This is a genomic window from Bradyrhizobium oligotrophicum (assembly GCF_051168495.1).
GTDB lineage: Bacteria > Pseudomonadota > Alphaproteobacteria > Rhizobiales > Xanthobacteraceae > Bradyrhizobium > Bradyrhizobium oligotrophicum_A.
Genome location: NZ_JBNPVB010000006.1, coordinates 225,424 through 241,606 on the forward strand (window position 1 = coordinate 225,424; position 16,183 = coordinate 241,606).

The window sequence follows — 16,183 nt, forward strand, 5'->3', positions numbered from 1 at the left end:
AAATCCTCCCGCCGGGCTCAATGCTGCTGCTTCGCTGCGTCTCATGGTTGCTCGCGCTCGCCGTCCTGTCAGGGCCGAGCGCATGGGCGCAGACGTTCGGCCCGGTCGCGCCCGAGGGCGAGCCGGGCCGGCAGCAGCAGTGGCTGGTGCCGTCGACCGAGCCCGGAATTCCAGCGCATGCGCTGTTGTATCGGCCCGCCGGCGACGGACCGTTTCCGCTGGCCTTGATTGCTCACGCCTCCACGCAAAATCCGCTGCGGCGGGCGCAGATGCCGCAGCCGAGCTACACGGCGCTGGCGCGCGAACTGGTCGCGCGCGGCTATGCGGTGCTGGTGCCGGAGCGCCTCGGACATGGCCGCACCGGCGGTCCGTATGTCGAGGATCAGGGCGGCTGTGCCGATGCGAACTACGAGCGCTCGGGGCGCGCGACCGCCGCACAGATTTTGCGCGCGCTCACCTTCATGCGCGAACAGCCATTCGTCGCGAAACGCCGCGCTCTCGTCATCGGACATTCCGCCGGCGGCTGGGGCGCGCTGGCGCTTGCCGATCAGCAGCCCTTCGTCGCGGGGATCATCGTGTTTGCTGCCGGCCGCGGCGGTCACGCCGACGACGTGCCCGAACGCGTTTGCGCCGACGAGCGCCTGCGAGAGACGGCCGGCATCTTTGGACGCAACGCGCGCGTCCCCGTCACCTGGCTGGTCGCAGCCAATGACAGCTATTTCCCGCCGGCCTTGTCACGGTGGCTCGCCGATGCTTTCAAATCAGCCGGCGGTCGCACGGATTTCGAAGTGCTGCCATCCTACGGTGATGAAGGTCATTGGCTGATCGAGCACACTGCCGGTGTGGCGCTTGCGGTTGAGGTGCTGGCACGCGCGCTCGCCGCGTCGCGATCCACACGCTTCACGCGACCGGACTAGCAGGACACGATGACGCTGTATTTCCTCGTCAAATATCTGCACGTGCTCGGCGCCATCGTGATCCTCGGCACCGGCACGGGGATCGCGTTCTTCATGCTGATGGCGCATCTGAGCAATGAGGCCGCGTTCATCGCGCGCACTGCGGGCGTCGTCGTGATCGCGGACATGCTGTTCACGCTGTCGGCGGTGCTGCTGCAGCCAATCACGGGCGGCACGTTGATGTGGCTGTCGTCGACCGCGGTGACCGACGGTTGGCTGCTCATTTCGCTCGCGCTCTATGCCATCGCCGGGCTGTTCTGGGTGCCGGTGATCTTCATGCAGATCGAGCTGCGCGATCTCGCGCGGGCCGCCGTCACGAACTCACAACCCTTGCCGCCACGCTATTTCACCGTCTTCCGCCGCTGGTTCCTGTGCGGCATTCCCGGCTTCGGCGCGGTCATGGCCATTCTCTGGCTGATGATCGCGAAGCCGTTCTGATGAGAAGCGCATGATCACGCCGACCACCTCCCGCATCCTCGTGCTCGGCGCCTCCGGTCTGATCGGCCGCTTCGTCACCGACGATCTGCGCCGGCGCGGCTTTGCGACAATCGGCGTTGCGCGCGCGTTCTCCGCTTCACAGCGCGTATCGCCTGCCGACATCGAGCTGCCGATCATGGCGCTCGATGCCACAGGCCTGGCGGGGCTGATGCGCGGGCATGAGATCGATGTCGTCGTCAACTGCCTCGGCGTGCTGCAGGATGGTCCAGGCAGCAACACCGATGCGGTGCATCGCGAATTCGTCGTGCGGCTGCTCGCCGCGATCGCCGCTTGCGGCCGCAGCGTGCGCTTCATTCACGTCTCGATCCCCGGGACCGCCGATGAGGATCACACCGCCTTCGCCACCACCAAGCGCGAGGCCGAGCGCCTGATCGCGGCCTCCGGCATTCCCCACGCGATCCTGCGCCCCGGCTTCGTGATCGCCCCCTCGGCCTATGGCGGCAGCGCCATGGTGCGGGCGCTCGCGGCGTTTCCGATCGATCTGCCGGGGAAGGATGCGGCGACGCCGTTCCAGCCGGTCGCGGTGGCGGACATCGCTGCGACCATCGCCTGGCTCGCCCTGCGCCCGGTCGGCGAGGACATGCGCGCGGTGAGCTGGGATCTGATGCAGTCCGAGCCGGTGACGCTGGGTGACGTCATCGCCGCGTTTCGGCGTAGCTACGGCACGGCTGATTGGCGACGCCTCGCGATCCCCGCGCCGCTGATCAATCTCGGCGCGATCGCCGGCGACTTCGCCAGCCGGCTCGGCTGGATGCCGCCGATGCGCAGCACGGCCATCGCCGAACTTCGTCGCGGCGTGCGCGGCGATCCCGCGCCATGGATCGCAGCGACCGGCATCACGCCGACAACTCTTGCTGAGACCGTCGGCGCGCATGGCGCGCCCATTCAGGACAAATGGTTCGCGCGGCTGTTCCTGACCAAGGCGCTGATCATCGCGAGCCTCGTGCTGTTCTGGGTCGCATCGGGCAGCATCGCGCTGTTCATCTCGTTCCCCGCCACCACGGCAATCCTGACCACGCGCGGCTGGCCCGAGGGCTTTGCGATTCCGTTCGCGGCGATCACCAGCATGATGGACATCTCGGTCGGCGTGTTGATCGCGTTCCGCAAGACGGCGGCCTTCGGCCTTGCTGCCGGCATCTTCGTCTCGCTCGGCTACATGCTCGGCTGCGCGGTGCTGACCCCCGACCTCTGGCTCGAACCGCTCGGCGCGCTGGTGAAGACGGGACCTGCGATCGTGCTGATGCTGGTCGCGCTTCTCGTGATGGACAATCGCTGATGACGAACTGGCCCGACGACGATGTGATCCTCTATGACGGAGTCTGCGTGTTCTGCTCGCGCTGGGTGCAGTTCGTGATCGCGCGCGACACCGAAAAGCGCTTCCGCGTCACGCCGATCCAGTCGCCCTATGGCACACGGCTGGCGCAGGCGTTCGGCATCGATCCCCGCGAGCCCGACACCAACGCGGTCGTGCATGGCGGCAAGGCGCATCTCAAATCCGATGCGGCGCTGACCGTGCTGTCGAACCTGCCGGGCTGGGGCTGGACGCGCGCGCTGTTCGCGGTGCCGAAGTCGCTGCGCGACGCCGTCTACAGCGTGGTTGCGCGCAACCGCTACCGCATCTTCGGCAAATACGATTCCTGCTTCGTGCCGGATGCCGAACTGCGCCGGCGGGTGCTCGACCAGTAAACGCGTGCGATCGTGATCAATCGATTGAAACGAACGGAATATCCAATATAATTCGTTGGATCGATTGATACCAGCATGAAATTCTCTTCCCAACCGCTGATTTGGGAGAGTTTTTCATGGCTGCCGCGTTGCAGGATCTGACCGCCGATGCACCCGTCACCGCCCGTCATGCACCGGTCTCGGCACCGGGCCGCGTTGCGCTGCTGCTGCCCGGGCTCGCCCTGTCGGCCGCGATCGCGGCCGGCGCCTTTGGGCTGCGGCTGCTGCCGGGGCTCGGCCTGTTCAGTCCGATGATCCTGGCGATCGTGGCGGGCATGGCGCTGCACAACATCGTCGGCACGCCGAGGCGCGCGAAACCCGGCGTGACCTTTGCGATGCGGCGCGTGCTGCGGACCGCGATCATCCTGCTCGGCCTGCAGCTCACCGCAACCCAGATCGTGGAGGTCGGCGCGCGTGGGCTTGGCGTGATCGCGCTGAGTCTGACTGGCACCTTCCTTTTCACGGTGTGGATGGGTCGTCTGCTCGGCGTCGATCGCAAGCTGGCCGAGCTGATCGCCGCGGGGACCTCGATCTGCGGCGCCTCCGCCGTGATCGCGACCAACACGGTGACGCGCGCGCCCGACGAAGACGTCGCCTATGCGGTCGCCTGTGTGACCGTGTTCGGCTCGATCGCGATGGTCGCCTATCCACTGCTCCCGACACTGCTGCATCTCGACGCCCATGCCTTCGGGCTGTGGAGCGGCGCCTCGATCCACGAGATCGCGCAGGTGGTCGCGGCGGCCTTCCAGGGGGGCCAGCAGGCCGGCGAATTCGGCACCGTCGCCAAGCTGGCGCGGGTGATGCTGCTGGCGCCGGTGGTGCTGACGCTCGGCCTGCTGGCAACGCGGCGCGCCCGCCATGCCGGTCACGGCCATGCCGGCGCGCAGCCGCCGCTGCCCTGGTTCGTGTTCGGCTTCATCGCGCTCGTCGCCGTCAACAGCCTCATCACCGTGCCGGCCGAGGCGAAGACGGTGATCGTGACCGCGACCACGTTCCTGCTGTCGATGGCGCTGGCCGCGATGGGGCTGGAGACGGATTTCGGAAAGCTCAAGGCAAAAGGCCTGCGACCGCTGGCGCTGGGCCTGGCCGCCTTCCTGTTCATCGCGAGCTTCAGCCTGATGCTCGTGAAACTGATGACATAGGACCGACGTGACGCTCGAGCAGCTCAGGATCTTCGTTGCGGTCGCCACCCGCGAGCACGTCACCCAGGCGGCGCGCGAGCTCAATCTGACGCAGTCGGCGACGTCAGCCGCCGTGGCTGCGCTCGAAGCCCGCTACCAGACGCAATTGTTCGATCGCGTCGGCCGCCGCATCGTGCTCACCGCCGCCGGCAAGGCGTTCCTGGTCGAAGCCAAGGCGGTGCTGGCGCGCGCCGCCGCCGCCGAGACCGTGCTCGACGATCTCGCCGGCCTGAAGCGCGGGCAACTGACGCTGGCGGCGAGCCAGACCATTGCCGGCTACTGGCTGCCCGCCGTCATTCATCGCTTCAACGCGGCGCACCCGGCGATCAGGCTGCAGCTGTCGATCGGCAACACCGAGCAGGTCGCGACCGCCGTGCGCGAGGGGGCGGCCGATCTCGGCTTCGTCGAGGGCGATGTCGACGATGCCGCGCTGGCGGCGCAAACCGTGGCGGAGGATGAGATGGTGCTGGTCGGCCCGACCGGTCATCCACTGTGCCGCGGCGCGACCGTCACCGCCACCGATCTGAGATCGGCACGCTGGGTGCTGCGCGAGCAGGGCTCCGGCACGCGTGCGGTGTTCGAGGCCGCGCTCGGCCGATTCGGCATCACCACAGCCGAGCTCGATGTCGCGTTCGACCTGCCGTCCAACGAGGCCGTGCGCGGCGCGGTCGAAGCCGGCGCGGGCGTCACGGTGCTGTCGCGCCTGGTGGTGATGCGGGCCGTGAAGGCGGGTCTGCTCGCCATTGCCAATCTCGAATTGCCCAAGCGGCACTTCTACAGCCTGCGGCATCGGGAGCATCACCAGACCCAGGCCGCGCGGGAGTTTCTGCGGATCGTTGGTGAAACGGGTTGATCGGGGCACATCATCGCGAGCGCAGCGACGCGATCCAGGAGTCCCACTGCGGTGGAAGTCTGGATTGCTTCGCTGCGCTCGCAACGACGGTGGATGGACTATCGCTTAACTAACGAGGCTAATGCCTCCCTTGCCGCTCGTTCACCGCTGTCGCGGGCGCCATGCGCGGTCGAGAAGAAATCCGACGGCGTCGCCTCGCCGGCGAAGAACAGCCGGTCATCGACCGGGGCGGCCAGCACGGCGCGCTTGCCGGCGTGGCCGGGCCGCGCGTGCGAGTAGGCGCCGCGCGCGAACGGGTCGGCGCTCCAGCGGGACTCGGCGAGCGGGCGGAGGCTCTTGCGGATGTCGCTGCCGAGCAGCGCAACGACGTCGTCGATCGCCTGCGCCGCCAATGCGCCCTCGCCCGCCGCCTCGATCTCGCGGGCAAAGCTGCCGCCGTAGAAGCCCTCGATGCAGGGCTGGCCGAACGGGCGCAGCTGGAAGCTGCCGACGCGCGCGGTTTGGCTGCGGCCGCGCATGCCGGAATCCTTCGGCAGGTGCTCCCAGCCGTCGAGCGCGAGCGTCACCTTGTTGTCGAGGCCGAGCGGCAGGCCGGCGGCGGCTTCGACCTTGCCGGGCAGAGCGGGCGTGAAGCGGATCGCCTCGTCGGCGATCAGATTGGTCGGCACCGTGACGATGACCTTGTCGACGGTCAGCGTGCCCTGCGAGGTCGTCAGGCGGATACGCCTGTCGTTGTGATCGATCAGCGTCACCTCGCAATCGAGGACGATCGGCAAACCGGCACCAAAGGCGGCCACCAGCGCGCCATAGCCGCGGCGGACGCGCCAGTTCAGCTCGGTGTCCTCATAGGCCTCGAAATCGAGCAGCGACATCTGGTCGAGCTCGCAGCCGTTGAGATAGGTGCAGATCGCATCGATCATGCCGTTCCAGCGATTGCCGGGCTCGAGGCACGCGCTGGCGGTTGCGTCGCGGCCGCTCTTCGCCGCGTCAGCCGTGCGCGTGAAGAATGCCTCCAGGGCGCGAAGGAAATCCTCGCGCTCGGGCGTCGGTACCGCCGCCTCATAGGCCTGGTCACGCCAGGGCGGGCGGGACTTGTCGATGGTGAAGGCAAGTTGCTCAGCGATCGCCACGAATGAGTTGCGGTCCGCCGAATGCAGCCAGCCGCAGCCGAGGTCGAACGTGACGTCGGGCGAGGCCATGACGGTGTGGGCCCGCCCACCGATGCGATCGCGGGCCTCCAGGACGATGAAGGAGACGCCCTTGCCCCGCAGCGCCTGCGCCGCGCCGAGGCCGGCCGCACCGGCGCCGATGACGGCAACGTCGATGGAGGAAGGGAAAGACATTGGCTCATCCAACTCCGTCGTCCTGCCCGGCCTTGTACCGGGCATCCCCGTCGTTCTCGCAAGCCCAAAAACGTGGATGGCCGGGCCTTCGCCGCGCCGCAGGGGCTTCGGCCCCGCAGGCGGGACAAGCCCGGCCATGACGCACTTGAGACTGGAGAGCGGCGGTTACGCCACCGCTTCCTTCTGCTTCTCGGCGCGCTTGCGCTCGTTCGGATCGAGGTGCTTCTTGCGCAGGCGGATCGACTTCGGCGTGATCTCCACCAGCTCGTCGTCCTCGATATAGGCCAGCGCCTTTTCCAGGGTCATCCGGATCGGCGGGGTCAGGCGAACGGCTTCGTCCTTCGAGGTGGTACGGATGTTGGTGAGCTGCTTGCCCTTCAACACGTTGATCTCGAGATCGTTGTCGCGGGTGTGCTCGCCGACGATCATGCCCTTGTAGACCTTCCAGCCCGGCTCGATCATCATCGGGCCGCGATCCTCCAGCTTGAACATGGCGTAGGCCACCGCCTCGCCCTGGTCGTTGGAGATCAGGACGCCGTTGCGGCGGCCCTGGATCTGGCCCTTGTAGGGCAGGTAGTTGTGGAACAGGCGGTTCATGATCGCCGTGCCCTTGGTGTCGGTCATCAGTTCGCCCTGATAGCCGATCAGGCCGCGGGTCGGCGAGTAGAACACCAGCCGCAGGCGATTGCCGCCGGACGGACGCATCTCGATCAGTTCGGCCTTGCGCTCGCTCATCTTCTGCACGACGACGCCGGAATGCTCCTCGTCGACGTCGATCACAACCTCCTCGATCGGCTCCAGGGTCTGGCCGGTGACCTCGTCCTTCTGGAACACGACGCGCGGACGCGACACCGACAGTTCGAAGCCCTCGCGACGCATGGTCTCGATCAGGATCGCGAGCTGCAATTCGCCGCGGCCGGACACTTCCATCGCGTCCTTGTCCTGGGACTCGACCACGCGCAGCGCGACGTTGCCCTCGGCCTCGCGCAGCAGGCGGTCGCGGATCAGGCGGCTGGTGACCTTGTCGCCCTCGGTGCCGGCGAGCGGCGAGTTGTTGACGATGAACGACATCGACACCGTCGGCGGATCGATCGGCTGCGCCTGGATCGGCGTCTCGACGCTCGGATCGCAGAAGGTGTCGGCCACGGTGCCCTTGGGCAGGCCAGCGATGGCGACGATGTCACCGGCTTCGGCGATGTCGACCGGCTGGCGCTCGAGGCCGCGGAACGCCAGGATCTTGGAGATGCGGCCGGTTTCCACCAGCTTGCCGTCGCGCGAGAGCACCTTGACGGACTGGTTGGGCTTCACGGTGCCGGACGCGATCCGCCCGGTGATGATGCGGCCGAGATAGGGGTTGGCTTCGAGAATGGTACCGAGCAGCCGGAACGGGCCGTCCTCGACCACCGGCGGCGCCACGTGCTTGATGACGAGATCGAACAACGGCTGCATGCCGTCCTCGTGGGAGGCGTCGGGCGACGTCGCCATCCAGCCGTTCTTGCCCGACCCGTAGAGGATCGGAAAATCGAGCTGCTCGTCGGTGGCATCGAGGGCGGCGAACAGGTCGAACACCTCGTTCACGACTTCGGTGACGCGCGCGTCGGGCCGATCGACCTTGTTGATGGCGACGATCGGCTTCAGGCCGAGCTTGAGCGCCTTGCCGACCACGAATTTGGTCTGCGGCATCGGGCCCTCGGCGGCGTCGACCAGCACGATCACGCCGTCGACCATCGACAGGATGCGCTCGACCTCGCCGCCGAAATCGGCGTGGCCGGGGGTGTCGACGATGTTGATCTGGGTGTCTTTCCACTGCACCGAGGTGCACTTGGCCAGAATGGTGATGCCGCGCTCGCGTTCCAGATCGTTGGAATCCATCGCGCGCTCAACCTGACGCTGGTTTTCGCGATAGGTACCGGATTGCTGCAGCAGCTTGTCGACCAGGGTGGTCTTGCCGTGGTCGACGTGGGCGATGATGGCGATGTTACGGAGGTTCATGGTCGGTGTCTTCTAAGCTTTCTCAAGAGCCCGTGCTCTGTCCCCGGCGGGGCGCGCGCTTTATGATAGTCGAATCAAGCTGTTAGCTTTGCGACGCGCGCTCGCGAAACTCGTTCGGCGGAAGGGGCCGGCAGCCCCAAATAGGAAACCCGGCCAATCGACCGGGCAGACCTCGCGCGTTGCGGCGCAATATAGGCAAAAAATGCCAAAAAACAATGACTGCTTTCAGGAATGAGGTGCGGTTTGCCGGAGTCCGGAACAGCCCGCATGTCTCCTGGCGGTCACGGGTCATGACGACACGGCCCCAGCCCGCAAAGGCGAAAGATGAGAATCAGGCCGTCCGAGCCTCCTCCGGCGTCATGAACGGCTCCGCCCGCGCCTGACCGCCAGCACGATCACCACGACGCCGGCGATGGCCGCGCCGATGAAGAGCAGTCCGATCGGATGTTCCAGGTCTTGGCGCGTGATCTGATTGGGGAAGACGACGAGGACGCAGGCCATGGGAAACAGCAGGATGAGGCCGGCAAGGACCGCCAGCGCCGTCAGGCAGCCGGAGCGTTGCTGCTCAGGCGGAAGTTCGGGAGGCAGGATGTCACGACCACTCATGATTCCCTCGTCATCGCCGCCATGCCTTGCGGAGCAGCAGGACTCCACCCGCGCCGACCGCGAACCCGATCACGATCAACGCAATGAATTCGGAAGGCCATCCCTTCTCCTGCACGGCAACGACGCTGAAATACATCGCGCACAGTCCGGGCAACAGCAGGATCATCCCAGTGATGACCATGAACACAGTCAGGCAGCCGCGCCGGAGCTGATCGCCGTTCATCGGCTGGAAGCGTGGCGGCAGATCGGGAGGTCCATCGCTCATGCCCGTCCCTTCGCCAGCCGCGCGCGGATGCCGTCGATGGCGCCGTTGCGGTAGAACAGATTGTAGGTGTCGAACGGAATGATCTCGCCGCGCTCGGTGACGAAATGGATGCAGGAGCGCTTGACGTTGCCGACGCAGAAATTGAAGCGGTCGAGAAACTGCACGATGGTGACGCGAAACACGTGCTCATAGCCGAGATTGTCCGGCACCTGGACGGATGGCAGGCAGCAGAGGAATTCGGCGACGCGCTGGCCGGTGTTGAGCGGCCCCGACGACAGCGAGAACAGCTCGACGAATTTGTCGCGCAGCACCGGATATTTCTCCGGGCTGATCGTGTTCGGCATCACCGACAGCAGTTCCTCCTGGGGCACCATGGAGGTCAGCGGCAGCACGGTCGTGCCGTTGCGCAGGCCGTAGCCGATCGAGATGCTCTCGGGGTTGCACGGCAGCGGGATCATGTCCTGCTCGCCGAATACGCCGGTGTCGACGACGCGGCGGCGGATCTCGGACAGCATGATGCGGTCGGTGTCCTTGTTGAAATCGGCGTTGCGGCCGGCGTCCTGCACCGGCTGCAGGGTCACGCCGCGCACGCAAGACCATTCGAGCGCGTGGCGGACGATGTCGCCGATCTCGTCGTCATTGACGCCGCGCTTGAGGGTGGCGACCAGCGTCGTGGAGATGCCGTGACGCTCGAGATTTTCCAGCGCCTGCTGGCGGATGCGGCGCAGATCGGCGCCGCGGATGTTGGTGAGGCCGGCGCGCGACAGCGAGTCGAACTGCAGATAGACCTCCAGCCCGCGTTTGGTCTCCGCCAGCCGTGCGACGAAATCCGGCTCGCGCGCGATGCGCAGGCCATTGGTGTTGATCATGACGTGGCGGATCGGGCGGGCGCGCACGGCGGCGAGGATGTCGAAGAATTGCGGATGCAAGGTCGGCTCGCCGCCGGAGATCTGCACCAGGTCCGGCTCGCCCTCGCTCTTCACCAGTGCATCCAGCATCCGCTCGACGGTCGCGAGCGGGGTGAAATGCGCCCGCTGCGGCGAGGATTCGGCGAAGCACACCGGGCAGGTCAGGTTGCAGTGATCGGTGATCTCGATCAGCGCCAGGCAGGAATGCTGCTCGTGATCGGGACACAGGCCGCAGTCGTAGGGGCAGCCATACTCGGTGCGGCGCTGGAAGCTGAGCGGCGTGTCGCCCGGCTTGATGAAGTCCTTGCAGCGCCGCCAATAGGCGGCATCGTCCGAGACCAGCGTCGACTGCACGCCGTGCTCCCGACAGCGCTTCTCGTACCAGACCTCGTTGTCGATGATCTGGATCTTGGTCGGCACCAGCGCGAGGCAGGTCTCGCACAGGGATTGCGTCTGTCCCCAGAATACATAGGGACGAGACTTACGCAGCGGCGCGTTCATGCATGACCTTCGGTTGCGGCGCCGTCGCCAGCATGATCGCGGCATAGGCTGCAATGGCCAGCGACAGCAGATGAAACAGCGTGAAGGGGCCGATCACCGGCCCATAGGGCTTGAGGAATTCCCAGGCGAAGCGCTGCAGCCCGTACACGAGCAGTGCGAGGTAGAAGCCATTGGCGATGACGGCTTCACTCCGCCTGAGCACCGCGGCGACGTAGACGGCGGCAAAGCTGGCCATCGCGAGGCTCTCGTAGAGCTGCACAGGGTGGCGCAGGATGCCGTCGCCGAAATCATGCCCCCACAGCAAGGCTGTCGGCGTCCCATAGGTGAAGTCGGCGAGTCCGGCGGCGTAGCAACCGATCCGGCCGACGGCGACGCCGACCGCGAGCGGCAGCGCGAAACGCGCGCCGGTGCGCAAGGCGATGCCGTGGTGCCATTTGTACAGCTCGACCGCGACGATGCCGCCGGCGAGCGCGCCTTCGACCGAGCGCGCCAGTCCGGACATGCCGGACAGCCACAAATTCAGCGTGCCGAAGAGATAGGCGCCGAGGCCGGCCCCGAACACGAGCGCGGCGACATAGGGCCACTCGGTCGATTGCTTCGGAAAACGCACGCCCGCGACGCGCGTCAGCCACCAGCCAGCGCCCGCTGCGCTGAGCCAGGCGGCAACGTCGAAGATCGCGTGAACAACGGCCCCGTCCATGACCCCCATCGTCCGGTTGCAGCCGGACTATGGCAAGGTCCACGCGTCAAAGGCAATGACGTGTCCGTATCAGGCGGTCGCGGCCTGCTCGGTCGGATAGACGCCGCGCAGGACCTCCTCGAAATGGGTCTTCACGGCCTCGTTGCACAGGCAGGAGCGCTGCTTCAGGGCCTCGAAGTCGCGCACCATGAAGGCGCCGCGCCGGGTGTCGAGGATGCCTTCGGCCCGGAACGTCTGCACGACCCGGCTGACATAGCTGCGGCCGACGCCGAGCAAGGTGGCGAGTTGCTCATGCGTAAGCGGCACGATCGGCTCGCCATCGATGCGGTCCATCGCGGCAACGATCCATTTCGCCGTGCGCTGCTCGATCGAGTGAATCGCGTTGCAGGCGGTCGACTGGAACATCTGGGCCAGCATGCAATCGGCATAGCGCGCGAACACGTTGCGCAGGGTCTTGGATTGCAGTTTGGCGGTAGCCAGTCGCGACAGCGGCAGCCTCGCGAACGGACCGCCGAACTTGACGACGATCCGCGTATAGGCCGGCAGAAAGCCTTCGCTGACGATGCCGCCGACGGCGCCTTCGCGGCCGACCAGGATGGTCTCGACGTCGCGGCCGTCCTCATTGGGCACGAGGTAGGACGTCAACGCCGGCCCGCAGGGGAAATGGACGATCTGCACGTCGTCGCCCGGACTGTAGATCAGCTCGTTCGGCGTCGCCTGGTCCTCGACCAGATAGGGCGCGATGAGCGCATAATCGAGCGGACTGAGCCGGCGCAGCAGGTTGTTGTGCGGCCGCTCCCGGGTAATCGTCGTGACACCTTGGCTCAGCATCGTGGTTCCCCGCGCTACGCATGTGCGTGATCTGTGCTCCCTGTGTTCACAAGTGCACCGACACAGGAACTCCGATATGCTGCTCTCGGTTCCAGGAACCCGCCAGCGTGCTCGAGAGGAGGCGCCGGCTGCGGGCCATCCCTTACCCCTGGAACCCCGCAGATCCCATGAGCAGCTCGCAATCCCGCGTGCCCACGTTCTATGAGCATGTGCTGGTCGTCGAAGACGACCCCATCATAGCGCTCGGCCTCGAAGACACCATCGCCGACCTCGGCATTGCCGACATCAGGGTCGCGTCCAACGTCGCGACCGCGCTCGCGATGATCGCCGAGCGCGCGCCGCAATTCGCACTGCTCGATGTCGGCCTGGTGCGCGAACAGAGCTTCGCGATCGCCGAGCGGCTCGCGGCGCTCGGCATTCCCTTCGCTTTCTCCACCGGCTACGGCGCCGACCGCGTTCCGGCCGCGTTTTCCGACCGGCCGCGGCTGCCGAAGCCGTGCCCGACGGATGCGCTGGAAGCCGTGCTGCGGCAGCAAGACTAGTCGCCGCCGCAGCGAGCAGATCTCAGCCCAGCTTCGGATCGAGCGTGGTCGACCACAGCGCGACGTCGGCACGATCGCGCAAGGTGACCGTCATCTGCCCCGACGCGCCGTCGATCTTGACGTGGCCGAAGAACTGCATGCCGGCCGACGGCGGCAGGTTCTGCTTGTCGAGGCCGGGCGCCTTGATGAAGCGGACTTCAGGACCGAACGTGTTGTCGAGTTCGTTCGGACCGAACGTGCCGGCATGCAGCGGGCCGGAGACGAACTCCCAGAACGGCTCGAAGTCCTGGAATTGAGCCTTGTTCGGATCGTAATAATGCGCGGCCGCATAGTGCACGTCGGCGGTGAGCCACACCGTGTTCTGGATCGGCGCCGTCTTGATGAAGCGCAGGATCTCGGCGATCTCGAGCTCGCGGCCGCGCGCCGGGCCATCGCCTTGGGCGATCGCTTCCGAGCCCTTCTTGTTGGCCGCATCGTCGTAGACGATGATGCTGAGCGGCATATCGGAGGCGATCACCTTCCAGGTCGCGCGCGAATTGAGCAGCGCCTGCTTCAGCCAGCGCATCTGCTCCGGCCCGATGAAGTAGGACGCCGGACCATATTTGTCCTCGAGATTGGGGCCGTTGCCGCCGCGGTAGCTGCGCTCGTCGAGCACGAACACGTCGAGATGCGGACCGTAATTGATGGTGCGATAGACCCGGCCGGGTTCGATGATGCTCTCGCGCATCGGATACATTTCATGGAAGGCGCGGGCCGCGCGCGCCGCGAGCAGCTGGATGTTGCGCTCCTTGTAGGCCGCCGGCAGCTCCTTGGAGGCCGACCAGTTGTTGGTCACCTCGTGATCGTCCCACTGCACGAAGATCGGCACCTCCGCATTGAAGGCGCGGACGTTCTCGTCGAGGAAATTGTACTTGTGAGCCGCGCGGAACTCGTCGAGCGTCTCGGCCACCTTGGCCTTCTCCTGGACCGTCAGGTTCTTCCACACCTTGTTGTCCGGCAGCTTGACTTCGGACTGGATGGGACCGTCGGCATAGATGGTGTCGCCGGAATGCAGGAAGAAATCCGGCCGGTGCTTCTTCATGGTGGCGAAGGTGAACATGCCGCCGTCGTCGGGATTGATGCCCCAGCCCTGCCCCGCGACGTCGCCGCCCCAGACGAACGAAACGTCGCGCTTGTTGCCGGGCGCCGTGCGGAAGCGGCCGACCACCGCCTCGCTTTCGACCGCGGTGTGGGACAGGTCGCGAAACCTGACACGGTAGAAGATGTCCTGGCCGCTCGGCAGGCCGTCGACGAGCATCTTGGCCGTGAAGTCGCTCTCGGGAAGCGCGGCGATCGGCGGCAGGCTGCGCGCGTCCTTGAACGATTCGGTGGTCGCGACCTCGACCAGCATCTGCGAGGGCCGGTCGGCGCGCGCCCAGACCACGCCGCCATCCATGCCGACATCGCCGGACTGCACACCATGCGTGATCTGCGGCCGGTCCGCCGCGCGGCTCAGACGCGGCATCGAGAGGGTCGCGACGCCTGCTGCGGCGGTCGACAGGAAGCGGCGGCGGGACAGCCGGGTGGTCTGCGGTCGTGGGATGCGAAGCGTCATGCGGGTCTCCTGGCCACGGCACGCGGAACAGGCGCGCCAAGGCAGGCAGACCTAGAAAAGATTGATGACGCTGCAATTACATCACGCGGCGGGCGGAATCGGGCTGCCGTCACGGCACGAGCCGTCTCGCAGGGTAGAAGCAGGATCGCGTCAGGTGCCGGCGGCGCGCAATTGCGCGCCGGTGCGCTGCAGATTCGCGGGCATGCTCATCAGGATCAGCTTGCGATCGGCGACCGCGTTGTGGAACTGCTCGAGCGCGATGTTGAACGCGGTGAGCGCCGCGTGCTCGATCGCGCCGTCCTCGAAGCACGTCAGGGTGTTGCGCAGGATCTCGTCGGCCTCGGCCTGCAACTGGTCGAGTTCCTCCGTCGAATCGCTCTTGCGCGCAATCGGGATCATCTCCAGAAGCCGGTCGCGCAGCGAGGTGTTGATCGTCCGCTCGTCGCGCTTGAGATAGCCGGCGAACCAGGCGCCCGCCGAGCCCATCGCGGACAGGGCCATCAGGCTCCACCAGATGTAGTCGCTGTAGCGGTCGAGGAAGGTCTTCTCCTCACCGTCGACAAAGGCCGCGGCACCGGGATGGACGGGGATCGCGGCGTCCTTGTCGGTGTCGGGCGTCTCGATCTTGGCAGCCAGCGGAAACTCGGTCAGCAATTGCTGGCGCACCGAGAACAGCTGGTGCGTGAACGCCGCCACGGTCGAGTCGGCCAGGCCTTTGCGCGCGACGATGTGGTGGTTGAAGCTGATCGTCTTGACCTCGTCCTCGGGCCGATCCGGCGAGCCGCCGAACGCGCCGGCAGGAATGTCGGCCGCTTCATATTCGGGATGATTCTGGGCGATGGCCTCGGCGGAATCGATCGCCAGGAAGGTCGGCGTGCCGCCGTCCTTGGTCGCAGCGGCGATCGCATCCGCCGTGATCTTGCTGTTGATGGGACCAGCCGCGAGATAGACGTCGGCCTTCTGGCTGCGGACGGCTTCCGCGGCTTCGGTGATCGGAAACTGAACGATCTCGACCTTGCCGGCATCGACGCCGTACTGGTGCAGGATCACCTTGAGCAGATTGGCGTTTGCCGGCGTGCGGCCGATGATGCCGATCTTGCGGCCGGCAAGCTGGGAAATCTTGGTGATCTTGGCGCCGCCCTTGCGCGCCTTGCCCTTGCCCGGCGTCGGCACCCAGAGCACGGCGACGTTCTTGCGCAGGGTCGCGACGGCCTGCGCATTCTTCGGAACTTCGAGGTCGCCGCGGATGATCGCCAGATCCACCTTTGCAGCGGCGAGGGCCTGCGCACTTTCGCCAGCGCCTTCGGTCGGAACCGGCCTCAGCCGCACATAGGCGTGGGATTGTGCGAAGGCCTGGGTCAGGGCCTGAACGACCTTGAGATCGTCGCTGTTGGGCGGACCGACCGCGATCTTCAACACCACGGGACGCATGGCAAAATAGTAGGCGCCCGCCAGCGCGCCGACGATCGCGAGGATGCCGGCGATGACGATGAACACGGCAGGGCGCATCTGCGAGCGCTGCGCTGGCGTGGTCTGGGGGTCTGCCAGGTCCGATCCTCCGATGGGCCGCGGACCTGCGCCACACGCAGCTCCGTCCGCTCTCATTCTTCGCTAGAGCGGAACTGTAGCAAAATTCTTGTCGGTCCGGGGTGACATCTGCGTCATGGTTACCAGGGCGCAGGATTGAG

Annotated in this window: 16 protein-coding genes; 7 read left to right on the forward strand and 9 right to left on the reverse strand. The window is 66.4% G+C overall.

Annotation, left to right across the window (positions count from 1 at the left end; genetic code table 11):
- Positions 1–20: 20 nt before the first annotated feature.
- The 6 genes from ACQR1B_RS14605 (at position 21) to ACQR1B_RS14630 (ending at position 5,213) form a co-directional block, all read left to right on the forward strand.
- Positions 21–917: an alpha/beta hydrolase family protein gene (locus ACQR1B_RS14605; RefSeq protein ID WP_434835954.1), complete on the forward strand. Its 897-nt coding sequence runs from the start codon at positions 21–23 to the stop codon at positions 915–917.
- 9 nt (positions 918–926) lie between these two features.
- Positions 927–1,394 carry a DUF2269 family protein gene (locus tag ACQR1B_RS14610; protein ID WP_434835953.1) on the forward strand — a complete coding sequence of 156 codons (468 nt, stop codon included), beginning with the start codon at positions 927–929 and terminating at the stop codon, positions 1,392–1,394.
- A gap of 10 nt (positions 1,395–1,404) precedes the next feature.
- The gene (locus tag ACQR1B_RS14615; RefSeq protein ID WP_434835952.1) at positions 1,405–2,730 is read left to right on the forward strand and encodes an SDR family oxidoreductase; all 1,326 of its coding nucleotides are present in this window, start codon (positions 1,405–1,407) and stop codon (positions 2,728–2,730) included.
- Positions 2,730–3,140, forward strand: a complete 411-nt coding sequence (locus tag ACQR1B_RS14620) for a thiol-disulfide oxidoreductase DCC family protein (protein ID WP_434835951.1) — start codon at positions 2,730–2,732, stop codon at positions 3,138–3,140. The genes ACQR1B_RS14615 and ACQR1B_RS14620 overlap by 1 nt, the downstream gene beginning before the upstream one ends.
- 206 nt (positions 3,141–3,346) lie before the next feature.
- Positions 3,347–4,321: a YeiH family protein gene (locus ACQR1B_RS14625; protein ID WP_434835985.1), complete on the forward strand. Its 975-nt coding sequence runs from the start codon at positions 3,347–3,349 to the stop codon at positions 4,319–4,321.
- 7 nt (positions 4,322–4,328) lie between these two features.
- Complete coding sequence (locus ACQR1B_RS14630; RefSeq protein WP_434835950.1) at positions 4,329–5,213, forward strand: LysR family transcriptional regulator; 885 nt, start codon at positions 4,329–4,331, stop codon at positions 5,211–5,213.
- A gap of 98 nt (positions 5,214–5,311) precedes the next feature.
- Here ACQR1B_RS14630 and ACQR1B_RS14635 read toward each other — a convergent pair whose 3' ends face one another.
- The 7 genes from ACQR1B_RS14635 to ACQR1B_RS14665 all read right to left on the reverse strand — a co-directional run bounded on the left by ACQR1B_RS14635 (position 5,312) and on the right by ACQR1B_RS14665 (position 12,359).
- On the reverse strand, positions 5,312–6,556 hold the full coding sequence (locus ACQR1B_RS14635; RefSeq protein ID WP_434835949.1) for a flavin monoamine oxidase family protein: 1,245 nt from the start codon (positions 6,554–6,556) through the stop codon (positions 5,312–5,314).
- A gap of 165 nt (positions 6,557–6,721) precedes the next feature.
- Positions 6,722–8,548: a translational GTPase TypA gene (typA, locus tag ACQR1B_RS14640; RefSeq protein WP_434835948.1), complete on the reverse strand. Its 1,827-nt coding sequence runs from the start codon at positions 8,546–8,548 to the stop codon at positions 6,722–6,724.
- A gap of 357 nt (positions 8,549–8,905) precedes the next feature.
- Positions 8,906–9,154 carry a hypothetical protein gene (locus ACQR1B_RS14645; protein WP_434835947.1) on the reverse strand — a complete coding sequence of 83 codons (249 nt, stop codon included), beginning with the start codon at positions 9,152–9,154 and terminating at the stop codon, positions 8,906–8,908.
- 10 nt (positions 9,155–9,164) lie between these two features.
- Complete coding sequence (locus tag ACQR1B_RS14650; protein WP_434835946.1) at positions 9,165–9,419, reverse strand: hypothetical protein; 255 nt, start codon at positions 9,417–9,419, stop codon at positions 9,165–9,167.
- Complete coding sequence (locus ACQR1B_RS14655; protein WP_434835945.1) at positions 9,416–10,828, reverse strand: radical SAM protein; 1,413 nt, start codon at positions 10,826–10,828, stop codon at positions 9,416–9,418. Before ACQR1B_RS14655 ends, ACQR1B_RS14650 begins: the two co-directional genes overlap by 4 nt.
- A complete protein-coding gene (locus tag ACQR1B_RS14660) occupies positions 10,809–11,528 on the reverse strand; it encodes a prolipoprotein diacylglyceryl transferase family protein (RefSeq protein ID WP_434835944.1) in 720 nt (239 codons plus the stop codon). Before ACQR1B_RS14660 ends, ACQR1B_RS14655 begins: the two co-directional genes overlap by 20 nt.
- Before the next feature lie 69 nt (positions 11,529–11,597).
- Entirely contained in the window at positions 11,598–12,359 is a 762-nt protein-coding gene (locus ACQR1B_RS14665) for a Crp/Fnr family transcriptional regulator (RefSeq protein ID WP_434835943.1), read from the reverse strand.
- A 167-nt stretch (positions 12,360–12,526) separates the two neighbouring features.
- Here ACQR1B_RS14665 and ACQR1B_RS14670 point away from each other — a divergent pair, with 167 nt between their 5' ends.
- Complete coding sequence (locus tag ACQR1B_RS14670) at positions 12,527–12,901, forward strand: response regulator (protein WP_434835942.1); 375 nt, start codon at positions 12,527–12,529, stop codon at positions 12,899–12,901.
- Between the two features lie 22 nt (positions 12,902–12,923).
- Here the strand turns inward: ACQR1B_RS14670 and ACQR1B_RS14675 are convergent, their stop codons facing one another.
- Positions 12,924–14,495, reverse strand: a complete 1,572-nt coding sequence (locus ACQR1B_RS14675; RefSeq protein WP_434835941.1) for an alkaline phosphatase D family protein — start codon at positions 14,493–14,495, stop codon at positions 12,924–12,926.
- Between the two features lie 150 nt (positions 14,496–14,645).
- On the reverse strand, positions 14,646–16,004 hold the full coding sequence (locus ACQR1B_RS14680; RefSeq protein ID WP_434835940.1) for a TAXI family TRAP transporter solute-binding subunit: 1,359 nt from the start codon (positions 16,002–16,004) through the stop codon (positions 14,646–14,648).
- Positions 16,005–16,183: the final 179 nt, after the last annotated feature.

What these genes read in the sequence shown, in the direction of transcription:
- ACQR1B_RS14650 (WP_434835946.1), bottom strand. Translation starts at nt 9,419, where the DNA reads ATGAGCGATGGACCTCCCGATCTGCCGCCACGCTTCCAGCCGATGAAC.
- ACQR1B_RS14605 (WP_434835954.1), top strand. Translation starts at nt 21, where the DNA reads ATGCTGCTGCTTCGCTGCGTCTCATGGTTGCTCGCGCTCGCCGTCCTG.
- ACQR1B_RS14615 (WP_434835952.1), top strand. Translation starts at nt 1,405, where the DNA reads ATGATCACGCCGACCACCTCCCGCATCCTCGTGCTCGGCGCCTCCGGT.
- ACQR1B_RS14675 (WP_434835941.1), bottom strand. Translation starts at nt 14,495, where the DNA reads ATGACGCTTCGCATCCCACGACCGCAGACCACCCGGCTGTCCCGCCGC.
- ACQR1B_RS14655 (WP_434835945.1), bottom strand. Translation starts at nt 10,828, where the DNA reads ATGAACGCGCCGCTGCGTAAGTCTCGTCCCTATGTATTCTGGGGACAG.
- typA (WP_434835948.1), bottom strand. Translation starts at nt 8,548, where the DNA reads ATGAACCTCCGTAACATCGCCATCATCGCCCACGTCGACCACGGCAAG.
- ACQR1B_RS14670 (WP_434835942.1), top strand. Translation starts at nt 12,527, where the DNA reads ATGAGCAGCTCGCAATCCCGCGTGCCCACGTTCTATGAGCATGTGCTG.
- ACQR1B_RS14635 (WP_434835949.1), bottom strand. Translation starts at nt 6,556, where the DNA reads ATGTCTTTCCCTTCCTCCATCGACGTTGCCGTCATCGGCGCCGGTGCG.
- ACQR1B_RS14610 (WP_434835953.1), top strand. Translation starts at nt 927, where the DNA reads ATGACGCTGTATTTCCTCGTCAAATATCTGCACGTGCTCGGCGCCATC.
- ACQR1B_RS14660 (WP_434835944.1), bottom strand. Translation starts at nt 11,528, where the DNA reads ATGGACGGGGCCGTTGTTCACGCGATCTTCGACGTTGCCGCCTGGCTC.
- ACQR1B_RS14680 (WP_434835940.1), bottom strand. Translation starts at nt 16,004, where the DNA reads ATGCGCCCTGCCGTGTTCATCGTCATCGCCGGCATCCTCGCGATCGTC.
- ACQR1B_RS14620 (WP_434835951.1), top strand. Translation starts at nt 2,730, where the DNA reads ATGACGAACTGGCCCGACGACGATGTGATCCTCTATGACGGAGTCTGC.
- ACQR1B_RS14645 (WP_434835947.1), bottom strand. Translation starts at nt 9,154, where the DNA reads ATGAGTGGTCGTGACATCCTGCCTCCCGAACTTCCGCCTGAGCAGCAA.
- ACQR1B_RS14665 (WP_434835943.1), bottom strand. Translation starts at nt 12,359, where the DNA reads ATGCTGAGCCAAGGTGTCACGACGATTACCCGGGAGCGGCCGCACAAC.